Genomic DNA, 19,248 nt, shown 5'->3' with positions numbered 1-19,248 from the left:
CATCATGAACGGGCGAATCGAAACCCTTTTCATGATAAACCCCAAACTCCCGCTAGGCGTCGCCGACTGCACGATACCAACCAGGCGGTCATCCCCCCGGAGGGTTCACTCCCACTCGATCGTCGCCGGTGGTTTGGAGCTGACGTCGTAGGTGACGCGGTTGATGCCGCGCACCTCGTTGATGATGCGGCTGGAGACGCGCTTGAGCAGGCTGTAGGGGAGTTCGGCCCAGTCGGCGGTCATGAAGTCGCTTGTCTGCACGGCGCGAAGTGCCACGACGTAGTCGTAGGTGCGGCCGTCGCCCATCACGCCCACGCTCTTGACGGGCAGGAAGACCGCAAAAGCCTGGCTGACCAGGTCGTACCACGGTTTGCCGGTGTTGGGCTCCAGCGTCGAGCGCAACTCCTCGATGAAGATGGCATCCGCGCGGCGCAGCAGGTCGGCGTACTCTTTCTTGACCTCACCCAGGATACGCACGCCCAGCCCCGGCCCCGGGAAGGGGTGCCGGTACACCATGTCGTGCGGCAGGCCCAGCGCCACGCCCAACTCGCGCACCTCGTCCTTGAACAGGTCGCGCAGGGGCTCCAGCAGCTTCAGGCCGAGTTGCTCTGGCAGGCCGCCGACGTTGTGATGGCTCTTGATGGTGACGGCTTTTTTGCTCTTGGCGCCACCGGACTCGATGACGTCGGGGTAGATCGTGCCTTGCGCGAGCCACTGCGCGCCCTTGGAGCCCGGGCGCGCGGCCTTGAGCTTTTCGGCCTCGGCCTTGAAGACGTCGACGAACAGGCGGCCGATGATCTTGCGCTTTTGCTCCGGATCGGTGACACCGGCGAGCTCGCGCAGGAACAGGTCGCTCGCGTCGACGCGGATGACCTTGGCGTGCAGCTTGCCGGCGAACATGTCCATCACCATGTCGCCCTCGTGCAGGCGAAGCAGGCCGTGGTCGACGAAGACGCAGGTCAACTGGTCGCCGATGGCGCGGTGGATCAACGCCGCCGCCACGGACGAATCCACCCCGCCCGACAGGCCGAGGATGACCTCTTCGTCGCCCACCTGCTCGCGGATGGCGGCGACCGCCTCCTCGATGTGGTCGCGCATGATCCAGTCGGGCTTGGCCCCGCAGATGTCGAGCACGAAGCGCTCCAGGATCGCCCGGCCCTGCACCGTGTGCGTGACCTCCGGGTGGAACTGCACGCCGTAGAAGCGCCGGGTCTCGTCCGCCATGCCGGCGATGGGGCACGCGTCGGTGCTGGCCATGAGCTTGAAGCCCGGTGGCATCTCGACCACCTTGTCGCCGTGGCTCATCCAAACCTTCAGCATCCCGTGCCCTTCGGGCGTGTGGAAGTCGGCGATGTCGCGCAACAGCGCCGTATGACCGCGCGCGCGCACCTCGGCGTAGCCGAACTCGCGCGTCTGCCCCGCCTCGACCCGGCCGCCCAGCTGCTGCGCCATGGTCTGCATCCCGTAGCAGATGCCCAGCACCGGCACGCCGAGTTCGAAGACCGCATCCGGCGCCTTGTCGTCCACCTCGTAGACGCTGGCGTGGCTGCCCGAGAGGATGATGCCCTTGAGCCGTCCGTCCGCGGCGTACTGGCGCACCCACTCACTGCTGACGTCGCAGGGGTGCACCTCGCAGTAGACGTGCGCCTCGCGCACACGGCGCGCGATCAGCTGCGTCACCTGCGAGCCGAAGTCCAGGATGAGGATTTTGTCGTGTTGCATAAGCGAGTGGAGGGAATGCGGTGTCCGTTGGAGATCGAGACATCCGGTCAGCAACCGGGGGCGGCTCAGCCCGATCGTCGCGGCATGGTCCCGATCATCTGTGCGGGTGTCAGAATGGCAAAGCAACCCATGGCCTGGGCGGCGGGCGCCAAGGTCAAAAGATCATCGTCACCCGTGACCAGGGCGTCCGCATGAGCATCGAACGCGAGTTCCAAAAAGATTTGATCGTGTGGATCGCGGCACACCAGTCCTTTGCGTTGTGCGTCGTTGGCACCGGCGGGTAACGGATGCGCCTGTGCATGCGGCAACCACTCCGCGAGCACCACGCCAATCTCTGGTGCAGTCAAACGAAATTTCGGGTATGCGAGCACGCGCGAAACTTCCTGAACGGTCTGGCGGCAAACGACCGGGATGATCCGTCCCGTTTGCCACGCCAAGCGCAATGGTGCCAACCGGCCCGCACGAAACAACAGCGCCGACAAGACGACGTTCGTGTCGAAAACGACGCGCGGTGCCGCAGTTGAACCCGCCGTCATGATCGGTCAGCCGCCGAACCGCGTCCCCACTGCACAGCGGCGTCAAGATCCTCCTCGGTCAAGCCCAGTGCTTCGAGTTTGTCCCACACCTTGTCCATGTGCGTGAGCTGAACCGGCGTCAGCACGATGCGGCCGTTCTCCACGCTAACGTCGTAATACTCAGCCGCCGGGCATCGGGCCAACACCGACCGCGGTAACGTGATCTGGTTTTTGCTCGTCAGCTTGGTCAGCACGGCCATCTCCACTGGTTTCGACGCAACACCGATGCCGGCCGGGGGGTGACTCAATCCAGCCGGTAGTTCGGCGCTTCCTTGGTGATCTGCACGTCGTGGACGTGGCTCTCGCGGATACCGGCGGCGGTGATCTCGACGAATGCCGCCTTGTCGTGCAGCTCGGCGATGGTGGCGCAGCCGCAGTAGCCCAGCGCCGCGCGGATGCCGCCGGCCATCTGGAAGATGATCGCAACGACCGAGCCTTTGTAGGGCACGCGCCCCTCGATGCCCTCGGGGACGAGCTTGTCGGCGTTGGGGTTGGCGGTCTCGTCGTTTTCCTGGAAGTAGCGGTCGGCGCTGCCGGCTTTCATCGCGCCGATCGAGCCCATGCCGCGGTAGCTCTTGTAGCTGCGGCCTTGGTACAGGATGACCTCACCGGGCGCTTCTTCGGTGCCGGCGAACATGCCGCCCATCATCACGCTGTGCGCACCCGCGGCCAGCGCCTTGGCGATGTCGCCGGAGTAGCGGATCCCGCCGTCGGCGATCAGCGGCACGCCGCTGCCCTTGAGCGCCTGCGCGACGTTGTCGATCGCCGTGATCTGCGGCACGCCCACGCCTGCGACGATGCGCGTGGTGCAGATGGACCCCGGCCCAATGCCGACCTTGACCGCGTCGGCACCCGCATCGACCAGGGCGCGCGCGGCTTCGCCGGTGGCGATGTTGCCGCCGACCACCTGCACCTGCGGGTAGTGCTGCTTGACCCAGCGCACACGGTCGATGACGCCCTTGCTGTGGCCGTGCGCGGTGTCCACGACGATGGCGTCGACCCCGGCACGCACCAGCGCCTCGACGCGCTCCTCCGTCCCCGGGCCGACGCCGACCGCCGCCGCCACCCGCAGGCGGCCGTTCTCGTCGCGCGCCGCGTTGGGGAAGTTGAGCTGCTTCGTGATGTCCTTGACGGTGATGAGCCCCTTGAGCTCGAAGGCGTCGTTGACGACCAGCAGGCGCTCGAGCTTGTGCTTGTTGAGCAGCGCCTTCGCGGCCTCGGGCGTCGTGCCTTCGGGGACGGTGACGAGCCGCTCGCGCGGGGTCATGATCTCGCGCACGGGGGCGTCCATGCGCGTCTCGAAGCGCAGGTCGCGCCCGGTGACGATGCCGACGACTTTGCCGCCCTCGACCACCGGAAAGCCCGACACGCCCAGCTCGTCCGAGAGCTTGGCCACCTGCCGCACGGTCGTGTCCGGCGTGATGACGACCGGGTCGCGCAGGACACCGGATTCGTAACGCTTGACCTTGGCCACCTGCGCGGCCTGCTCCGCGACCGAGAGGTTCTTGTGGATGACGCCGATACCACCCTCCTGCGCGATGGCGATCGCGAGGCGCGCCTCGGTGACGGTGTCCATCGCCGCCGATACGAGCGGCAGGTTGAGCGTGATATCGCGGGTGAAACGGGTGGCGAGCGACGTGTCTTTGGGCAGGACCTGCGAGTACGCGGGCACCAGCAGAACGTCGTCGAACGTCAACGCTTTTCCGAGCAGGCGCATGGGGATGGCTCCAAAAAGCGTATTGTATTCGCCGGTCCTGCGCCGCCGCTCCATGCTCACCGCCGTGGGCGGCGCGCAAACAACCCCGCCGCCCGCGCGCCCTGCTGGCGGAAGCGCTCGCGCCGCGCGACCTTGGGGTCCACGCGCAGCGCCCGCGTGACTTCGACGCGGTCGTCGTCGCGCAGCACGGTGTCGGGCGGTACGCGCCGGCCCCAGATGCTGAGCGCGCGTGGATCGGCCTCCAGCGCCGCGATCGCGTCGGCCCAGCCGGTCTCCCGCACCGCTTGCGCCGCAGTGGCGCCCTGCGGCAGCGTCACGGTGTGCTCGCGCACGTCTTGCGGTCCCGGCGACCAGACGACGGTGACGCGCACGCAGGCGCCGGCCTCAGCCCTCATGCGCCGTACACCTGGTCGGCGCGTTTGACGAAGGCGTCCACTAGCGAGTCGGCGACGCGGTCGAACACCGGCCCGACCAGCGCCGCCAGCACGCTGCTGGAAAACCCGTACACGAGCGCAAAGTCGATGCGGCACGCACGCTGGCTGTCGTCCCCGACGGGGGTGAAGCGCCAGTCCCCCTCCAGTTGGGAGAACGGCCCTTCGACGAGCTGCAGGTGGATGTGGCGGTCGGGCTCGTGCACGTTGCGTGTGGTGAAGTGCTTGTGCACGCCGCCGAAGGCCATGCCGATGGTGGCCACCATGCCGTCGGGCGTGCGCTCGACGACACGGCCGTACTCACACCACGGCAGAAAGTCGGGATAGTGTTCCACGTCGCTGACCAGCTCGAACATTTCGTGCGGGCTGTGCCAGACGAGGACGGACTTGCGGACGGTCTTGGGTTTCATACAATCGTCGGCCCTGCCGCGATTGTAGGTCCCATGTCCGCCACCAAGCCCAAAACCGCCACCGACGGCCGCATCGCCGAAAACAAAAAGGCGTTTTTCAACTACCACATCGAAGAGCGGCACGAAGCCGGCATCGTGCTGCAGGGGTGGGAGGTCAAGGCCATCCGCGAAGGCAAGGTGCAGATCACCGAGGGCTACGTCGTCGTGCGCGACGGGGAGCTGTACCTGATCGGCTGCCTGATCCACCCGCTGCGCAGCACCTCCACCCACATCCGCGCGGACAGCGACCGCACGCGCAAGCTGCTGATGCACAAGGCGGAGATCCGGCGCTTGATCGGCAAGGTGGAGCAAAAGGGCTACACCCTCGTGCCGCTGAACCTGCACTGGAAGAACGGTCGCGTCAAGTGTGAAATCGCGCTGGCGCGCGGCAAGGCGCAACACGACAAGCGCGACACGATCAAGGAGCGCGAAGGCAAACGCGAGGTCGAGCGCGCGATGAAGCAGCGCCTGCGCTAGCGGGAAGCCGCGCCCGAAGTCCCACCGGCGACGCCGGGGCAGTACGCGCGATATTCGGGCAGGGGGCGGCGGGACACCGCTCCCTACCCCACGCCGGACGGCCCCAGCCGGTGGTTCAGAGATCGCGCAGCGGGTGCGCGTGGGCGGGCCAGGGGCTGACGAAGAAGCCCTCCACCATCGCGGGCGTGACGTCCTCGATGCGCGCGGGGTTCCAGCGCGGCTGGTGGTCCTTGTCCACCGCGAGCGCGCGGATGCCCTCCACCGTCTCGCTCTGGGCGGGGCCGCGCCCGAGGTGATGCGGGTGAAAGCAGTGCCGCACCATGTCGCGCTCCAGGCGCAAATCGTCGGCCAGCGACAGCGTGCGGGCGCGGCGGATCTGCTCCAGCACCACGTGCAGCATCAGCGGGCTGCGCTGGCGCAGCAGGGTGAGCGCGTCGGCTGCGGCCTCCGTCCCGGCGGCCTGCAGGCGCTCGACGATCCCGGCCACGGTCGGCGCGCCGAACGCGGCTTCCACCTCCGCGGCGAGGGGCGCGACCGTGCGCTCACCGGAGAACCGCCAACCCGCCTGTTGCATCCAGTCCCGCCAGCACGTGGCAAAGGCGTCGGAGGTAGTACCCGGCATCGTCGCCAGCGCCTCCCACGCCCGCGGCAGGTCGGCCGCCGGTGCCACCACGTCGGCCAGCCCCCACGCCACCGCCGCGTCGGCCCCGATCACGGCACCGGTCAGGCCCAGGTATTCGCCGACATGCCCCGGGCAGCGGCCGAGGAAATACCCGCCCCCGACGTCCGGAAACAGCCCGATGTTGGTCTCGGGCATCGCCATCTTCGTGCGTTCGGTGACGATGCGACACGAGCCGCCCTGGCTGATGCCCATCCCACCGCCCATCACGATCCCGTCCATGAACGCCAGGTACGGCTTGGGGTAGGTGAAGATCAGGTGGTTGAGGGCGTACTCCTCGGTGAAGAAATCCTCCAGCCGCGCGTCACCGGCCAGCGCCGCCTGGTGGAAGAAGCGAATATCGCCACCCGCACAAAACGCCCCGAACGGCCCCTCCTTGCCGCTGCCGCGGATGGCCACCGCGACGATACCGGGGTCGTCACGCCACGCGCGCAGCGCGTCGGCGAGCGCGCGGATCATCCCGATGTCGAGGGCGTTGAGCGCGCGCGGCCGCTGCAGCGTGATGCGCCCCACCCCGTTGGCGGTGCGCTCGATATGGACATGGGCATGCGATGCATCGGTCATCGGGTCATCTCCTTGCGATAGGTCAGCCACAAGTTTGCCAGCAGCGCCCCGAGCACCAGCGCCCCGCCCTGCCACACCGCGGGTGCCGGCACCTCACCCGCGCCCAGCCACGCCAGCGCGATGCCGAACAACATCTCCAGCAGGCCGAGCAGCGAGACCTCCGCCGGTTTGAGCACGCGCGCGCGCACCACCGCCAGCACACACGGCACGGCGAGCTGCCCCAGCCCCAGCCCGGCGAGCCACGCCACGTCGTGCGCGCTGGCGCGCAGCGGCCACGCCAGCGGCAGCGTCACGCCCCCTCCCGGCTGGCGCGCTTGCGCTCGTGCTCCTTCAGGTAGCGCTTGCGCAGGCGGATGCTCTTGGGCGTGATTTCGACCAGCTCGTCGTCTTCGATGAACTCGACCGCGTACTCCAGCGTCAGGTCGATCGGCGGCGTGAGCTTGATCGCGTCGTCCTTGCCGCTGGCGCGGAAGTTGGTGAGCTGCTTGGTGCGCACCGGGTTGACGACGAGGTCGTTGTCGCGGCTGTGGATGCCGACGATCATGCCCTCGTACACCGGGTCACCGGGGCGCACGAACATCCGCCCGCGGTCGTCCAGCTTGCCCAGCGCGTAGGTGACGATCTCGCCGTCGTCCTGACTGATGAGCACGCCGTTCTTGCGCCCGCCGATTTCGCCCTTGTACGGCTCGTAGCCGTCGAAGATGTTGGACATCAACCCGGTGCCGCGCGTGAGGTTGAGGAACTCGGTCTGAAAGCCGATCAGCCCGCGCGCCGGGATGCGGTATTCGAGCCGCACGCGCCCGCGCCCATCGGGCTCCATGTTGACCAGCTCGCCCTTGCGCTCACCCAGCGCCTGCATCACGGCCCCCTGGTGCGGTTCCTCGATGTCCACGGTGAGCAGTTCGATGGGCTCGTGCCGCACGCCGTCGATTTCCTGAAACACCACGCGCGGCTTGGACACGGCCAGCTCGTAGCCCTCGCGGCGCATGTTCTCGAGCAGGATCGTCAGGTGCAGCTCGCCCCGGCCGGAGACTTCGAACACGCCGTCCTCGCCCGTCTCGCGCACGCGCAGCGCGACGTTGCTTTGCAGCTCGCGCTGCAGGCGGTCCCAGATTTGCCGGCTGGTGACGAACTTGCCCTCACGCCCCGCCAGCGGCGAGGTGTTGACGCAGAAATTCATCGTCAGCGTCGGTTCGTCGACCTTGAGCATCGGCAGCGGCCGCGGATCGAGCGGGTCGCACACCGTCACGCCGATGCCGATGTCCTCGATGCCGTTGATCAGCACGATGTCGCCGGGGCCGGCGCTGTCGGTGAGCACGCGCTCCAGCCCCTCGAAGGTCAGCACCTGGTTGATGCGGCCCTTGCGGCGGGGACCGTCCGGCCCCTCACACACCAGCACCTCCATGCCGCCGCGGATCGTGCCCGCGTTGATGCGTCCGACGCCGATGCGCCCAACGTAGGACGAATAGTCCAGCGACGAGATCTGCAGTTGCAGCGGGGCCGCCGGGTCGCCGCGGTGTTCGGGCACGTGCCGCAGGATCGTCTCGAAGAGCGGCGCCATGTCGGTGCCCCACGCCTGGCCGGGCTCGCCTTCGGTGAGCGAGGCCCAGCCGTTGAGGCCCGAGGCGTACACCACGGGGAAGTCGAGCTGCTCGTCCGTCGCCCCCAGCTTGTCGAAGAGGTCGAACGCGGCGTTGATGACGTGGTCCGGTCGCGCGCCGGGCTTGTCGACCTTGTTGACGACGACGATGGGCTTGAGCCCCAGCGCCAGCGCCTTCTTGGTCACGAAGCGCGTCTGGGGCATCGGGCCTTCCTGCGCGTCGATCAGCAGCAGCACGCCATCGACCATGGAGAGCGCCCGCTCCACCTCGCCGCCGAAGTCCGCGTGACCGGGGGTGTCGACGATGTTGATGTGCGTGCCCTGCCAGCGCACGGCACAGTTCTTCGCAAGGATCGTGATGCCGCGCTCGCGTTCGAGGTCGTTGCTATCCATCACGCGCTCGCCTACGGCCTGGTTCTCGCGGAAGGTGCCGCTCTGGCGCAGCAGCTGGTCCACGAGGGTCGTTTTGCCGTGGTCGACGTGGGCGATGATCGCGATATTGCGGATCGGGGGACGGGTGCTCATGGGAAACTCGGTTGCAGGGATTGGGCAATTTCGGTGGGCGACAGCAGCCGCACCGGGATCAGTTCGCCGGCGACACAGCGCGCCGTGCCCAGCAGGGCACGCGGCCGCTCGCCAAAGACGGCCACCAGCGCCGCATCCGGCCAGGGGCCGCGGCGGCGCAGGCCGCTCAAAAACCGCCCCGCGTCGCGCTCGCCGAGCGCGACCGTGGGCAGTCCGCGCAGCAGCGCTTCGGTGGGCAACAGGTGCCGCTGGCGCTCCTCGGGCGGCAGGGCTTGCAGCGCGTCCAAGGTGATGGCGTCGTCGAGCGACAGGCCGCCGGTGGCGGTGCGGCGCAGCGACAGCAGGTGTGCGCCACAACCCAGCGCGGCGCCGATATCCTCGGCCAGCGTGCGCACGTAGGTGCCTTTGCTGCAGCGCACCGTCAGGCGCAGCGCGGCCGGATCATCGGCGACGGGCTCGAGGGTCAATGCGTGGATCGTGACCCGGCGCGGGGCGCGCTCGACCTCGATGCTGGCGCGCGCGTATTCGTACAGCGCCTTGCCGTCCTTTTTGAGCGCGCTGTGCATCGGGGGAATCTGCTCGATCTCGCCGGTAAAGCGCTGCGCCAGCGCCCGCAGCCGCTCGGGCGCGAGCATCACCGCATCCACGGGGGCGACGGTCACCACGTCTCCTTCCGCGTCGCCGGTGGTGGTGCGCACGCCCAGGCGCAGCGTCGCCTCGTAGGCCTTGTCGGCGTCGAGCTGCAGCTGCGCAAACTTCGTGGCCGCGCCGAAGCACACCGGCAACAGGCCGCTGGCCAGCGGGTCGAGCGTGCCGGTGTGGCCGGCCTTTTCGGCGGCGAGCATCCCTTTGGCGCGCGAGACCGCCGTTTGCGCCGACAGGCCCACCGGTTTGTCGAGCAGCAGCACCCCGTGCACGGGGCGCCGCGGCACCCGTGCACGGGGCTCGGCCGTCATGTCGCGTCCTCGTCCTTGCCGCGCGAGGCGACGGCCTTCGCGATCAGCGCGTTCATGTCGGCCGCGCGCTCGATCGAGCGGTCGTAGATGAAGTGCAGCGTCGGCACGGTGTGGATGTGCAGCCGCTTGAACAGCGCGTTGCGCAGGAACCCCGCCCCCTGGTTGAGGGCCTCCTCGGTTTCCTGGGGGTCACCGACCAGCACGCTGAAATACACCTTGGCGTGGGCGTAATCGGGCGTCACCTCCACCGCCTGGATCGTGACCATGCCAATGCGCGGGTCCTTGAGCTCGCGCGGGATGAGCTCGCTCAAGTCGCGCTGGATCTGATCGGCCACCTTCAGGCCGCGGTTGGGGATCTTGCGTCGCACCATCGGGGTGATCCTCACAGCGTGCGGGCGACTTCCTTGATCTCGAAGAACTCCAGCACATCGCCTTCCTTGATGTCGCTGTAGTTCTTGAGCTTGATGCCGCACTCGAAGCCTTCTTTGACCTCGCGCACGTCGTCCTTGAAGCGCTTGAGCGACTCCAGCTCGCCGGTGTAGACCACCACGTTGTCGCGAATGAGGCGGAAGTGCGCGCTGCGCGTGACGTAGCCCTGGGTGACCATACAGCCCGCCACGGTGCCGATCTTGGAGGCGACGAAAACACTGCGGATCTCGGCCATGCCGATGACCTCCTCGCGCTTCTCCGGCGCCAGCAGCCCCGCCATCGCCGCCTTCACGTCATCCACCGCGTCGTAGATGATGTTGTAGTAGCGGATCTCGACGTCGTTGGCTTCGGCCACCTTGCGCGCATTGGCGTCCGCGCGCACGTTGAAGCCGATGATGACCGCCCGCGAGGCGATCGCCAGGTTGACGTCCGACTCGCTGATGCCGCCGACACCGGCGTAGACGAGCTGCACCCGCACCTCGTCGGTCGAGAGCTTGAGCAACGCGGCTGACAGCGCCTCCTGCGAGCCCTGCACGTCCGCCTTGATGATGATCGGCAGCGTCTTGACTTCGCCCGCCGCCATCTCGGCGAACATGTTCTCGAGCTTGGCGGCCTGCTGCTTGGCAAGCTTGGTGCTGCGGTATTTGCCCGCGCGGTAGGTGGCGATTTCGCGCGCGCGGCGCTCGTCGGCCATCACCATGAACTCGTCGCCCGCCTGCGGCACCTCGGCCAGGCCCTGGATCTCCACGGGAATCGACGGGCCGGCTTCCTTGACCGGGCGGCCGTTCTCGTCGAGCATCGCGCGCACGCGGCCGTAGGTCTGGCCGGCGAGCACGACGTCGCCGACGCGCAGCGTGCCCGATTGCACGAGGGCGGTGGCCACCGGGCCGCGCCCCTTGTCCAGGCGCGCCTCGATCACCAGGCCCTTGGCCTTGGCGTCCACCGGTGCCTTGAGCTCGAGGATCTCGGCCTGCAGCAGGACGTTTTCCAGCAGTTCGTCGATCCCCTGCCCGGTCTTGGACGACACGCCGATGAAGGGCGAGTCGCCACCGTACTCCTCGGGCACGACCTCCTCGGCGACCAGCTCCTGCTTGACCTTTTCCGGGTTGGCGTCGGGTTTGTCGATCTTCGTCAGCGCCACGACGATCGGCACGCCGGCGGCCTTGGCGTGCTTGATGGCCTCACGCGTCTGCGGCATCACGCCGTCGTCAGCCGCCACGACCAGGATGACGATGTCGGTCGCCTGCGCGCCACGGGCACGCATCGCGGTAAAGGCTTCGTGACCCGGCGTGTCGAGGAACGTGACGACGCCGCGCGGGGTTTCCACGTGGTAGGCCCCGATGTGCTGCGTGATGCCACCGGCCTCGCCCGCGGCCACCTTGGCGCGGCGGATGTAGTCGAGCAGCGAGGTCTTGCCGTGGTCCACGTGGCCCATCACCGTGACCACCGGCGGGCGGGGCTTGGCCTCGCCCTGGTACAGCACGGCTTCCTCTTCCGAGAACGCCTCCGGGTCGTCCAGCGCCGCGGCCACGGCCTTGTGGCCGAGCTCCTCGACCACGATCATCGCGGTGTCCTGATCCAGCGACTGGTTGATGGTGACCATCTGGCCGAGCTTCATCAGCACCTTGATGACCTCGGACGCCTTGAGTGCCATCTTGTGCGCCAGCTCCGACACGGTGATCGTCTCGGGCACGTGCACTTCGATGACGCGCTGCTCCACCGCGGCCGGGGCCGACGAGCGCTCGTCGCGCCCACCCTTTCCGGGCTTGCCCTTGGGGCCGGCGCGCCAGTTGCTGCCGCCGCGGCCTGCGCCGCTGTCGCCGCGGGTTTTCAGCTCCTTCTTCTTGCCGGCTTCGTCCTTCCAAGAAGACGACAGCGCCTCAGACTTGATTTCCTTCTTCGCGGGCGCGGGTGCCGGGGTCGCGGCGGCCTTGCCGGGTGTGGCCGCGGGTTTGTGCAGCGTGCCCTTGAGGCCAGGGCGGGCTTCGGCCGGTGCCGCGGGCTTGGGCTCTTCCGGCTTCTTGGCCACCAGCACCTTGCGCGGCTGGGCCATCATGGCGCGGATCGCTTCCGCTTCGGCCAGTGCCTTGCGACGGCGCTCCTCAAGCTCGCGCGCGCGGGCCTCTTCGGCAGCGCGCTCCGCTTCCAGGCGCGCGCGCTCGGCGCGTTCGGCCTCGGCCCGCTCGGCCGCTTCGCGGGCCGCGTCGGCGGCCGGAGCCTCGGCCGCGGGTTCGGTCGTTGCCCCGCCGGCTGTCTCCGTCACCGCCGCACGGGCGGCCATCGCCTCGCGTTCGGCGCGGGCGCGGGCCTCGGCCGCCTCGCGCGCCAGGCGCGCTTCCTCGGCCGCGCGGGCCTGGGCTTCCTCGCGCTCGCGGCGCTGACGGGCCAGCGCTTCCTCTTCCTGGCGCAGCTTTTCGGCTTGCAGCCGGGCTTCTTCCTCGCGGCGCGCCAGCTCGGCGGCGCGGGCCGCCTCTTCGGCTGCAGCCGCTGCGGCATCGGCGCTGCGCTCACCGGCACCTTCCGTGCCCGCGTCCTCGTCGCGCTTGATGAAGGTGCGCTTCTTGCGCACCTCCACCTGGATGGTGCGCGCCCGCCCAGTGGCGTCCGCCTGCTTGATCTCGGTCGTGGAGCGCTTGGTCAGCGTGATCTTGCGCCGCTCCTGCCCCTGCGTGCCGTGGGCGGCCTTCAGGTGCGCGAGCAGCCGCTGCTTGTCCGCTTCGGTGACGGGATCGGACCCGGCGTGCTTGGTGACCCCGGCGGCGGCAAACTGCTCCAGCAGCAGCGAGACGGGTTTGTTGAGTTCGGCGGCGAATTCGGCGACGGTGTTGCTCGACATAGGGTGTCCTTCTCCTCGGCTGGGCTGCTCATGAACGCGCGTCCGACGCGTCGTCGGCGAACCAGTGTTCGCGCGCCTTCATGATCAGGGCCGTCGCTTCCTCGCGGCTTTGCCCCGTGATGTCCATCAGTTCGTCGACCGCCAGGTCCGCCAGGTCGTCGAGCGTGTGCACGCCGGCCTCGGCGAGCTTGGCGATCAGGTCGGTGTTGAGGCCTTCCAAGTCGCGCAGGTCCTGCGAGACTTCCTCGACGCTCTCTTCCTTGGCGATTTCCATCGTCAGCAGCGCGTCCTTGGCGCGGGCGCGCAGCTCGTTGACGGTGTCCTCGTCGAAGGCTTCGATTTCGAGCATTTCCTGCAGCGGCACATAGGCCACCTCCTCCAGGCTGCTGAAGCCTTCCTCGATCAGGATGTCGGCGATTTCCTCGTCGACGTCGAGCTTGCTCATGAACAGCTCGCGCAGCGCCTGGCGCTCCTGCGCCTGCTTCGCCGCCGACTCTTCCGCCGTCATGATGTTGATCTTCCAGCCCGTCAGCTCGGAGGCCAATCGGACGTTCTGGCCGCCACGGCCGATCGCGATCGCGAGGTTTTCCTCGTCCACCACGACGTCCATCGCGTGGCGCTCCTCGTCGACGACGATGGACTGCACGTTGGCCGGCGCGAGCGCGCCGATGACGAACTGTGCCGGGTCGTCGCTCCACAGCACGATGTCGACGCGCTCGCCGGAGAGCTCGTTGGTGACCGCGTTGACGCGCGAGCCGCGCACACCGACGCAGGTGCCGATCGGGTCGATGCGGCGGTCGTGCGACAGCACCGCGATCTTGGCCCGACTACCCGGGTCACGCGCACACGCCTTGATCTCCAGCAGCCCCTGCTCGATCTCCGGCACCTCCTGACGGAAGAGTTCGATCATGAACGCCGGCGACGCGCGCGACAGCAGGATCGGCGCGCCGCGCAGCGTCGGGTCGACCTCGATGATGAGCGCGCGCACGCGGTCGCCGGTGCGGAAGTTCTCCTTCGGGATCATTTCGCTGCGCTTCAAGCGCCCTTCGACACGGCCGCTCTCGACGATCACGTCGCCCTTGTCCAGGCGCTTGACCGTGCCGACGAAAATCTTGTCGCCACGCGAGAGGAAGTCGTTGAGCAGCATTTCGCGCTCGGCGTCACGGATCTTTTGCAGGATGACCTGCTTGGCCGCCATCGCGCCGATGCGCCCGATGGGCACGCTCTCGATCGGTTTTTCGATCACGTCGCCGACCTGGATGCCCGGGTATTCGTCGACGACGTCCGAGTACAGCTCCTCGGCGTCCGGATTCTGCAACCCGGCTTCGTCCGGCACGACCTTCCAGCGGCGGAACGTCTCATACGCACCGGTGTCCGGGTCGATCGAGACGCGGACATCCACGTCGCCGCCCAGCAGCTTCTTGGTGGCCGATGCGAGCGCGGACTCCACCGCCCCCAGCACGACGCGGGGCTCGACGTTCTTCTCGCGCGAGATGGCATCGATCAACATCAACATTTCGCGATTCATGGCTCTGGCCTACCTTTCACTGCCTGCTTGTGTCATCCCTGGCCGGCAGCGCCGCGCGCACGCCGTCCCTTGAAATCCACGATGGGCGCCAGCCGCGCCTCCCGCACCTCGTCGAGCGTGAACCCGAGCACCTGCACGGTGGTGGGTTCGCCGCGCCGACGTGCGGGTTTGGCGCCGCCCGGCGGGGCCGCTTCGTCTTCGAGGAGTTCGAGCTGCCACGTCCCCGGGGCCTCACCGGCGCGCAGCGTGCCGCGGAATTTCTTGCGGCCGGGCGCCACCGCCCCGCCCGCCGCCGCGCCGATCGGCGCGCGCAGCGTGACGTCCACCACCTCACCGACGAAGCGTTCGTAGTCGCGCGGCTGCCGCAGCGGCCGGTCGATGCCGGGTGAGCCGACCTCCAGCCGCTTGTAATCCACGCCTTCGACTTCCAACACGTACTGCAGCTGACGCGTGACGCGCTCGCAGTCGTCGACGGTGATGTAGCGCTCCTGCGGCGCCGCCGGGTCCCACGGCCAGTCGATCGTCACGCGCAGCAGCCCCCCGGTGGACCGCTCCAGATCCACCAGCTCATACCCGAGCCCGACCACCGTCTGCTCGATCACCTGTTGCCAACCCATGCGCGCTGCGTCCACCCTCGAAGTTGCGTGACCAAAAAAAATGGGCCGGTGTGCACCCGCCCATTCGGTCGTGAGCTGCTATTCTAGCACCGCGGTCTGCGATTGTGTACCGCCCAACCCCCTCTTTTGCCAGCGGAGGCCCTGCCCATGATCGACGTCTATTCCTGGCCGACCCCGAACGGACACAAGGTCCATATCGCGCTGGACGAATGCGGCCGGCGGTGCAGCGCGGGCTGGCGGTGCTGGCCGATGCGCGCAAGCCACTGGACGATCGCGCGCGGCAGGTGCTCTTCGGCACGGCGCAGGCGGCCAAGCCGTGACGCCTGCGTCGGACGCAATGACCCGGTACAATCGCCGCCTGTCGTCGGAGCGTAGCGCAGTCTGGTAGCGCATCTGCTTTGGGAGCAGAGGGTCGAAGGTTCGAATCCTTTCGCTCCGACCATCCATTCACCCCTGCCGTCCGTAGCTCAGCTGGATAGAGCAACGGCCTTCTAAGCCGTGGGTCGGGGGTTCGAGCCCCTCCGGACGGGCCAGCCGCCCACGCACGCAACGACGCCATGACAGTCACCATCAAGGATGCCGCCGGCATCGAAGGCATGCGCACCGCAGGGCGGCTTGCGGCCGAGGTACTCGACTACCTCGCGCCCTACGTGCGCCCGGGCGTCACCACCAACGAGCTGGACCGGCTCGCGCACGACTACATCGTCAACGTGCAGCGCGCCGTGCCGGCACCGCTGAACTACGCACCCAGCGGCTACACGCCCTACCCCAAGAGCATCTGCACCTCGGTCAACCACGTCGTCTGCCACGGCATCCCGAACGACAAGCCGCTCAAGAAAGGCGACATCGTCAACATCGACGTGACGGTCATCAAGGACGGCTGGCACGGCGACACCAGCCGCATGTTCTTCGTCGGCGACGTCGCGCCGCACGCGCGGCGGCTGTGCCAGATCACCTACGAGGCGATGTGGAAAGGCATCGCGATGGTGCGCCCCGGCGTGCACCTGGGCGACATCGGGCACGCGATCCAGAGCTATGCGGAAGCCGCGGGCTACAGCGTGGTGCGGGAGTTCTGCGGCCACGGCATCGGCCGCAAGTTCCACGAGGACCCGCAGGTTCTGCACTATGGGCGGCCGGGCACCGGAATGGTGCTGCAACCCGGCATGACCTTCACGATCGAGCCGATGATCAACCAGGGCCGGCGCGAGATCCGCGAGCTGGGTGACGGCTGGACCATCGTCACCAAGGACCGGTCGCTCTCCGCCCAGTGGGAGCACACGGTGCTGTGTACCGAGGACGGCTACGAGGTGCTGACCTGCTCACCGGGCATGCCCGCGCCGCCGGCGTTCGTCACCCCGGCCGCATCGGAGGCGTGACGGCGCGGTGCCCGCGGACCGGTGCGGCGTGGCTGGCCCAACGCTTGCTTGCGCTTGCGTCATGCGCTCCCCCTCCGCTTCCACCCCGCCCACCGCACTGGATCTGACCGCGCTGCGCCAGCGCTACCGCGACGGCAAGGCCGCGGTGCTGGCCGCGATCGAAGCGTTGCCCGGTCGCTCGCGGGGCGTGCGCGGCTGGCTGCGGCGGCTCAGCCGTCTGACCGACGAAGTGCTGCACACGCTCTGGGCGCACGCGGGGTTACCGCCCACGGCGGCGCTGGTGGCGGTTGGCGGCTATGGCCGCGGCGAGTTGTTCCCGTATTCTGACGTCGACGTGCTCGTGCTGCTGCCCGACGGGATGCGCCCGGACGCGGACCCGACCGTGCAAGCGGCGCTGGAGCGCTTCATCGGCCAGTGCTGGGACGTGGGGCTCGAAATCGGCTCCAGCGTGCGCACGGTTCCCGAATGCCTGCAGGAAGCGGCCGCCGACATCTCGGTGCAAACGGCGTTGCTGGAGGGCCGCTGGCTCGCCGGCAGCCGGGAGCGTTTCGGCGCCCTGGCCCGGGCGATGGCCGAGCACATCGACGCGCGCACCTTCTGCCGCGCCAAGATTTTCGAGATGCAGCAGCGCCACCAGCGCTACGAAAACACCCCGTACGCGCTGGAGCCCAACTGCAAGGAATCACCCGGCGGCCTGCGCGATCTGCAGGTGATCCTGTGGGTGGCCAAGGCCGCGGGGCTGGGGCACACGTGGGACGAGCTCGCCCGCCGGGGGCTGGCGACGGCACGCGAGGCGCGCCAGCTCAAGGCCAACGAGGCGTTCCTGAGCCTGATCCGCGCCCGATTGCACGTGATCGCGCGCCGGCGTGAGGACCGGCTGGTGTTCGACCTGCAGACGGCGCTGGCCACCTCCTTCGGCATCGAAGCGGAGGGTGTCGGCACGGAAGGCAACCGCGAGCTGACCGCGCGTCGGGCGCGTCGGGCCAGCGAGCGGCTGATGCGACGCTACTACTGGGCCGCCAAGGCGGTGACGCAGCTCAACCAGATCCTGCTGCTCAACATCCAAGAACGCCTGGAGCGCGACGAGCGCGGCAACCGCCAGCCCCGGCGCCTCAACGAACGGTTTTTCGACAAAGACGGCCTGCTGGAAGTCGCGAGTGACGACCTGTACTGGCGCGAGCCGCACGCAATCCTCGAAACCTTCCTGCTCTACCAGCAGATCCCGGGCATCAAGGGCCTGTCGGCGCGCACGCTGCGCGCGCTCTACAACGCGCGTGCGGTGATGAATTCGGCGTTTCGCCGCGACCCCGTCAACCGCCGCACCTTCGTGCAGATCCTGCAGCAGCCGCAGGGGATCACGCACGCGTTCCGGCTGATGAACCAGACCTCGGTGCTCGGGCGCTACCTCTGGCCGTTCCGCAACACGGTCGGGCAGATGCAGCACGACCTGTTCCACGTCTACACCGTGGACCAGCACATCCTGATGGTGCTGCGCAATATGCGGCGCTTCTTCATGCCGGAGCACGCGCACGAGTACCCCTTCTGCTCGCAGCTGGCCGCGGGCTGGGACAAGCCGTGGGTGCTGTACCTGGCGGCGCTGTTCCACGACATCGGCAAGGGCCGCGGCGGCGACCACTCCGAGCGGGGGGCGCGCGACGTCGTGGTGTTCGCCCGTCAGCACGGGCTTGCGAAAGAGGACACGGAACTGGTGCGCTTTCTGGTCGCGGAGCACCTGACGATGAGCCGCGTCGCACAAAAGGAGGACTTGAGCGATCCGGCCGTGATCGAGGCGTTCGCGCGGCGCGTGGGCGACGAGCACCGCCTCACGGGCCTGTACCTGCTGACCGTGGCCGATATTCGCGGCACCAGCCCGAAGGTCTGGAACGGCTGGAAGGCCAAGCTGCTGGAGGACCTGTACCGCGCGACGCTGCGCGTGCTGGGCGGCGGCGCACCCGATCCGGACGCCGAGGTCGAAGCCCGCAAGCGCGAGGCGCTCGCGGCGCTGGCCCTGCACGCGCTGCCGCACCAGGCCCACCAGTCGCTGTGGTCACGGCTGGACGTCGGCTACTTCATGCGCCACAGCGCCGACGAGATCGCCTGGCACACGCGGCATCTGTCGCGCGCGCTGGCGCAGACCGGCGCGGCCGGGGCCGGCGCCCCCACGGTGGTGCGGGCGCGCCTGTCTCCCGCCGGCGAGGGGTTGCAGGTGCTCGTGTTCACCCCGGATCAGCCCGATCTGTTCGCGCGCATTTGTGGCTACTTCGACCAGGCGGGCTTCTCCATCCTCGACGCGAAGATCCACACTACCGCCGACGGTTACGCGCTCGACACGTTCCAGGTCACGACCGACACCCTGTCGGAACATTACCGGGAGCTGGTGGCGATGGTGGAAAACGGCCTGCCGCGCGCGCTCGACCCATCGACGCCGCTGCCGCCGCCCGGGCGCGGGCGTGTGTCGCGGCGGGTGCGCAGCTTCCCGGTCGTGCCGCGCGTGCAGTGGCAGCCGGACGAGCGGGGCCAGCGCTGGCTGCTGAGCCTGAGCGCCGCCGACCGCAAGGGGCTGCTGTACCGCATCGCCGCCGTCTTCGCGCGCCATCAGGTGCAGGTGCAGCTGGCGAAGGTCACGACGCTGGGCGAGCGGGTGGAAGACACCTTCGTCGTCACCGGCCCGGGGCTGCACGTGCAGCGGGAACAGGCCCAGCTGACGCAGGATTTGCTGGCGGTGCTGGACGAGCCCTGAGGGTCTGGCGTATAGTGGGGTGGCGAC

Annotated in this window: 17 protein-coding genes, 2 tRNA genes and 2 pseudogenes; 7 read left to right on the top strand and 14 right to left on the bottom strand. The window is 68.5% G+C overall.

Annotated elements, in window-relative coordinates:
- Positions 1-105: 105 nt before the first annotated feature.
- The 6 genes from guaA to LCC91_RS05120 form a co-directional block, all read right to left on the bottom strand.
- Positions 106-1,722, bottom strand: a complete 1,617-nt coding sequence (guaA, locus tag LCC91_RS05145; RefSeq protein WP_043703329.1) for a glutamine-hydrolyzing GMP synthase — start codon at positions 1,720-1,722, stop codon at positions 106-108.
- 65 nt (positions 1,723-1,787) lie between these two features.
- Positions 1,788-2,258, bottom strand: a complete 471-nt coding sequence (locus tag LCC91_RS05140; protein ID WP_043703327.1) for a putative toxin-antitoxin system toxin component, PIN family — start codon at positions 2,256-2,258, stop codon at positions 1,788-1,790.
- A complete protein-coding gene (locus tag LCC91_RS05135) occupies positions 2,255-2,491 on the bottom strand; it encodes an AbrB/MazE/SpoVT family DNA-binding domain-containing protein (RefSeq protein WP_043703420.1) in 237 nt (78 codons plus the stop codon). Before LCC91_RS05135 ends, LCC91_RS05140 begins: the two co-directional genes overlap by 4 nt.
- Positions 2,492-2,541: 50 nt before the next feature.
- Positions 2,542-4,014, bottom strand: coding sequence for an IMP dehydrogenase (gene guaB / locus LCC91_RS05130; RefSeq protein WP_043703325.1), 1,473 nt, complete (start codon positions 4,012-4,014; stop codon positions 2,542-2,544).
- A 56-nt stretch (positions 4,015-4,070) separates the two neighbouring features.
- Positions 4,071-4,409: an RnfH family protein gene (locus tag LCC91_RS05125; protein ID WP_043703324.1), complete on the bottom strand. Its 339-nt coding sequence runs from the start codon at positions 4,407-4,409 to the stop codon at positions 4,071-4,073.
- The gene (locus LCC91_RS05120; protein ID WP_043703322.1) at positions 4,406-4,855 is read right to left on the bottom strand and encodes a type II toxin-antitoxin system RatA family toxin; all 450 of its coding nucleotides are present in this window, start codon (positions 4,853-4,855) and stop codon (positions 4,406-4,408) included. Before LCC91_RS05120 ends, LCC91_RS05125 begins: the two co-directional genes overlap by 4 nt.
- 33 nt (positions 4,856-4,888) lie before the next feature.
- Between LCC91_RS05120 and smpB the strand changes: the two genes are divergently transcribed.
- Positions 4,889-5,371, top strand: coding sequence for an SsrA-binding protein SmpB (smpB, locus tag LCC91_RS05115; RefSeq protein WP_043703320.1), 483 nt, complete (start codon positions 4,889-4,891; stop codon positions 5,369-5,371).
- Between the two features lie 115 nt (positions 5,372-5,486).
- Here smpB and LCC91_RS05110 read toward each other — a convergent pair whose 3' ends face one another.
- Genes LCC91_RS05110 through rimP form a run of 8 tightly spaced genes read right to left on the bottom strand, consistent with a single transcriptional unit; the run spans position 5,487 to position 15,105 of the window.
- The gene (locus tag LCC91_RS05110; RefSeq protein ID WP_052231766.1) at positions 5,487-6,614 is read right to left on the bottom strand and encodes an enoyl-CoA hydratase/isomerase family protein; all 1,128 of its coding nucleotides are present in this window, start codon (positions 6,612-6,614) and stop codon (positions 5,487-5,489) included.
- A complete protein-coding gene (locus LCC91_RS05105; RefSeq protein WP_052231765.1) occupies positions 6,611-6,907 on the bottom strand; it encodes a hypothetical protein in 297 nt (98 codons plus the stop codon). Before LCC91_RS05105 ends, LCC91_RS05110 begins: the two co-directional genes overlap by 4 nt.
- Positions 6,904-8,739 carry a translational GTPase TypA gene (gene typA, locus LCC91_RS05100; protein WP_043703319.1) on the bottom strand — a complete coding sequence of 612 codons (1,836 nt, stop codon included), beginning with the start codon at positions 8,737-8,739 and terminating at the stop codon, positions 6,904-6,906. The genes LCC91_RS05105 and typA overlap by 4 nt, the downstream gene beginning before the upstream one ends.
- On the bottom strand, positions 8,736-9,695 hold the full coding sequence (gene truB / locus LCC91_RS05095) for a tRNA pseudouridine(55) synthase TruB (protein WP_143897738.1): 960 nt from the start codon (positions 9,693-9,695) through the stop codon (positions 8,736-8,738). Before truB ends, typA begins: the two co-directional genes overlap by 4 nt.
- Positions 9,692-10,066, bottom strand: coding sequence for a 30S ribosome-binding factor RbfA (gene rbfA, locus LCC91_RS05090; protein WP_043703313.1), 375 nt, complete (start codon positions 10,064-10,066; stop codon positions 9,692-9,694). Before rbfA ends, truB begins: the two co-directional genes overlap by 4 nt.
- A gap of 11 nt (positions 10,067-10,077) precedes the next feature.
- Positions 10,078-12,960: a translation initiation factor IF-2 gene (gene infB, locus LCC91_RS05085; protein WP_143897740.1), complete on the bottom strand. Its 2,883-nt coding sequence runs from the start codon at positions 12,958-12,960 to the stop codon at positions 10,078-10,080.
- A gap of 28 nt (positions 12,961-12,988) precedes the next feature.
- Positions 12,989-14,488 (bottom strand): transcription termination factor NusA, encoded by a 1,500-nt coding sequence (nusA, locus tag LCC91_RS05080; RefSeq protein ID WP_043703307.1) that lies wholly within the window; start codon positions 14,486-14,488, stop codon positions 12,989-12,991.
- Positions 14,489-14,520: 32 nt separating this feature from the next.
- A complete protein-coding gene (gene rimP / locus LCC91_RS05075; RefSeq protein WP_043703303.1) occupies positions 14,521-15,105 on the bottom strand; it encodes a ribosome maturation factor RimP in 585 nt (194 codons plus the stop codon).
- 147 nt (positions 15,106-15,252) lie between these two features.
- Here rimP and LCC91_RS05070 point away from each other — a divergent pair.
- From LCC91_RS05070 to LCC91_RS05045, 6 genes and pseudogenes are all read left to right on the top strand, one after another.
- Positions 15,253-15,321 (top strand): annotated as a pseudogene (locus tag LCC91_RS05070) (glutathione S-transferase family protein); the annotation flags it as partial.
- A pseudogene (locus LCC91_RS05065) lies at positions 15,318-15,425 on the top strand (glutathione S-transferase family protein); the annotation flags it as partial. The pseudogenes LCC91_RS05070 and LCC91_RS05065, both read left to right, overlap by 4 nt.
- A 45-nt stretch (positions 15,426-15,470) precedes the next feature.
- Positions 15,471-15,547, top strand: a tRNA-Pro gene (locus tag LCC91_RS05060).
- Positions 15,548-15,561: 14 nt separating this feature from the next.
- Positions 15,562-15,638: transfer RNA gene (locus LCC91_RS05055), tRNA-Arg, on the top strand.
- 24 nt (positions 15,639-15,662) lie between these two features.
- A complete protein-coding gene (gene map, locus LCC91_RS05050) occupies positions 15,663-16,481 on the top strand; it encodes a type I methionyl aminopeptidase (protein ID WP_043703415.1) in 819 nt (272 codons plus the stop codon).
- A 61-nt stretch (positions 16,482-16,542) separates the two neighbouring features.
- Complete coding sequence (locus LCC91_RS05045; protein WP_052231764.1) at positions 16,543-19,221, top strand: [protein-PII] uridylyltransferase; 2,679 nt, start codon at positions 16,543-16,545, stop codon at positions 19,219-19,221.
- Positions 19,222-19,248: the final 27 nt, after the last annotated feature.

Source organism: Tepidimonas taiwanensis, assembly GCF_020162115.1.
GTDB lineage: Bacteria > Pseudomonadota > Gammaproteobacteria > Burkholderiales > Burkholderiaceae_C > Tepidimonas > Tepidimonas taiwanensis.
Note: the sequence above shows the minus strand (reverse complement) of the source record. Positions and strands in the feature narration are given on the sequence as shown.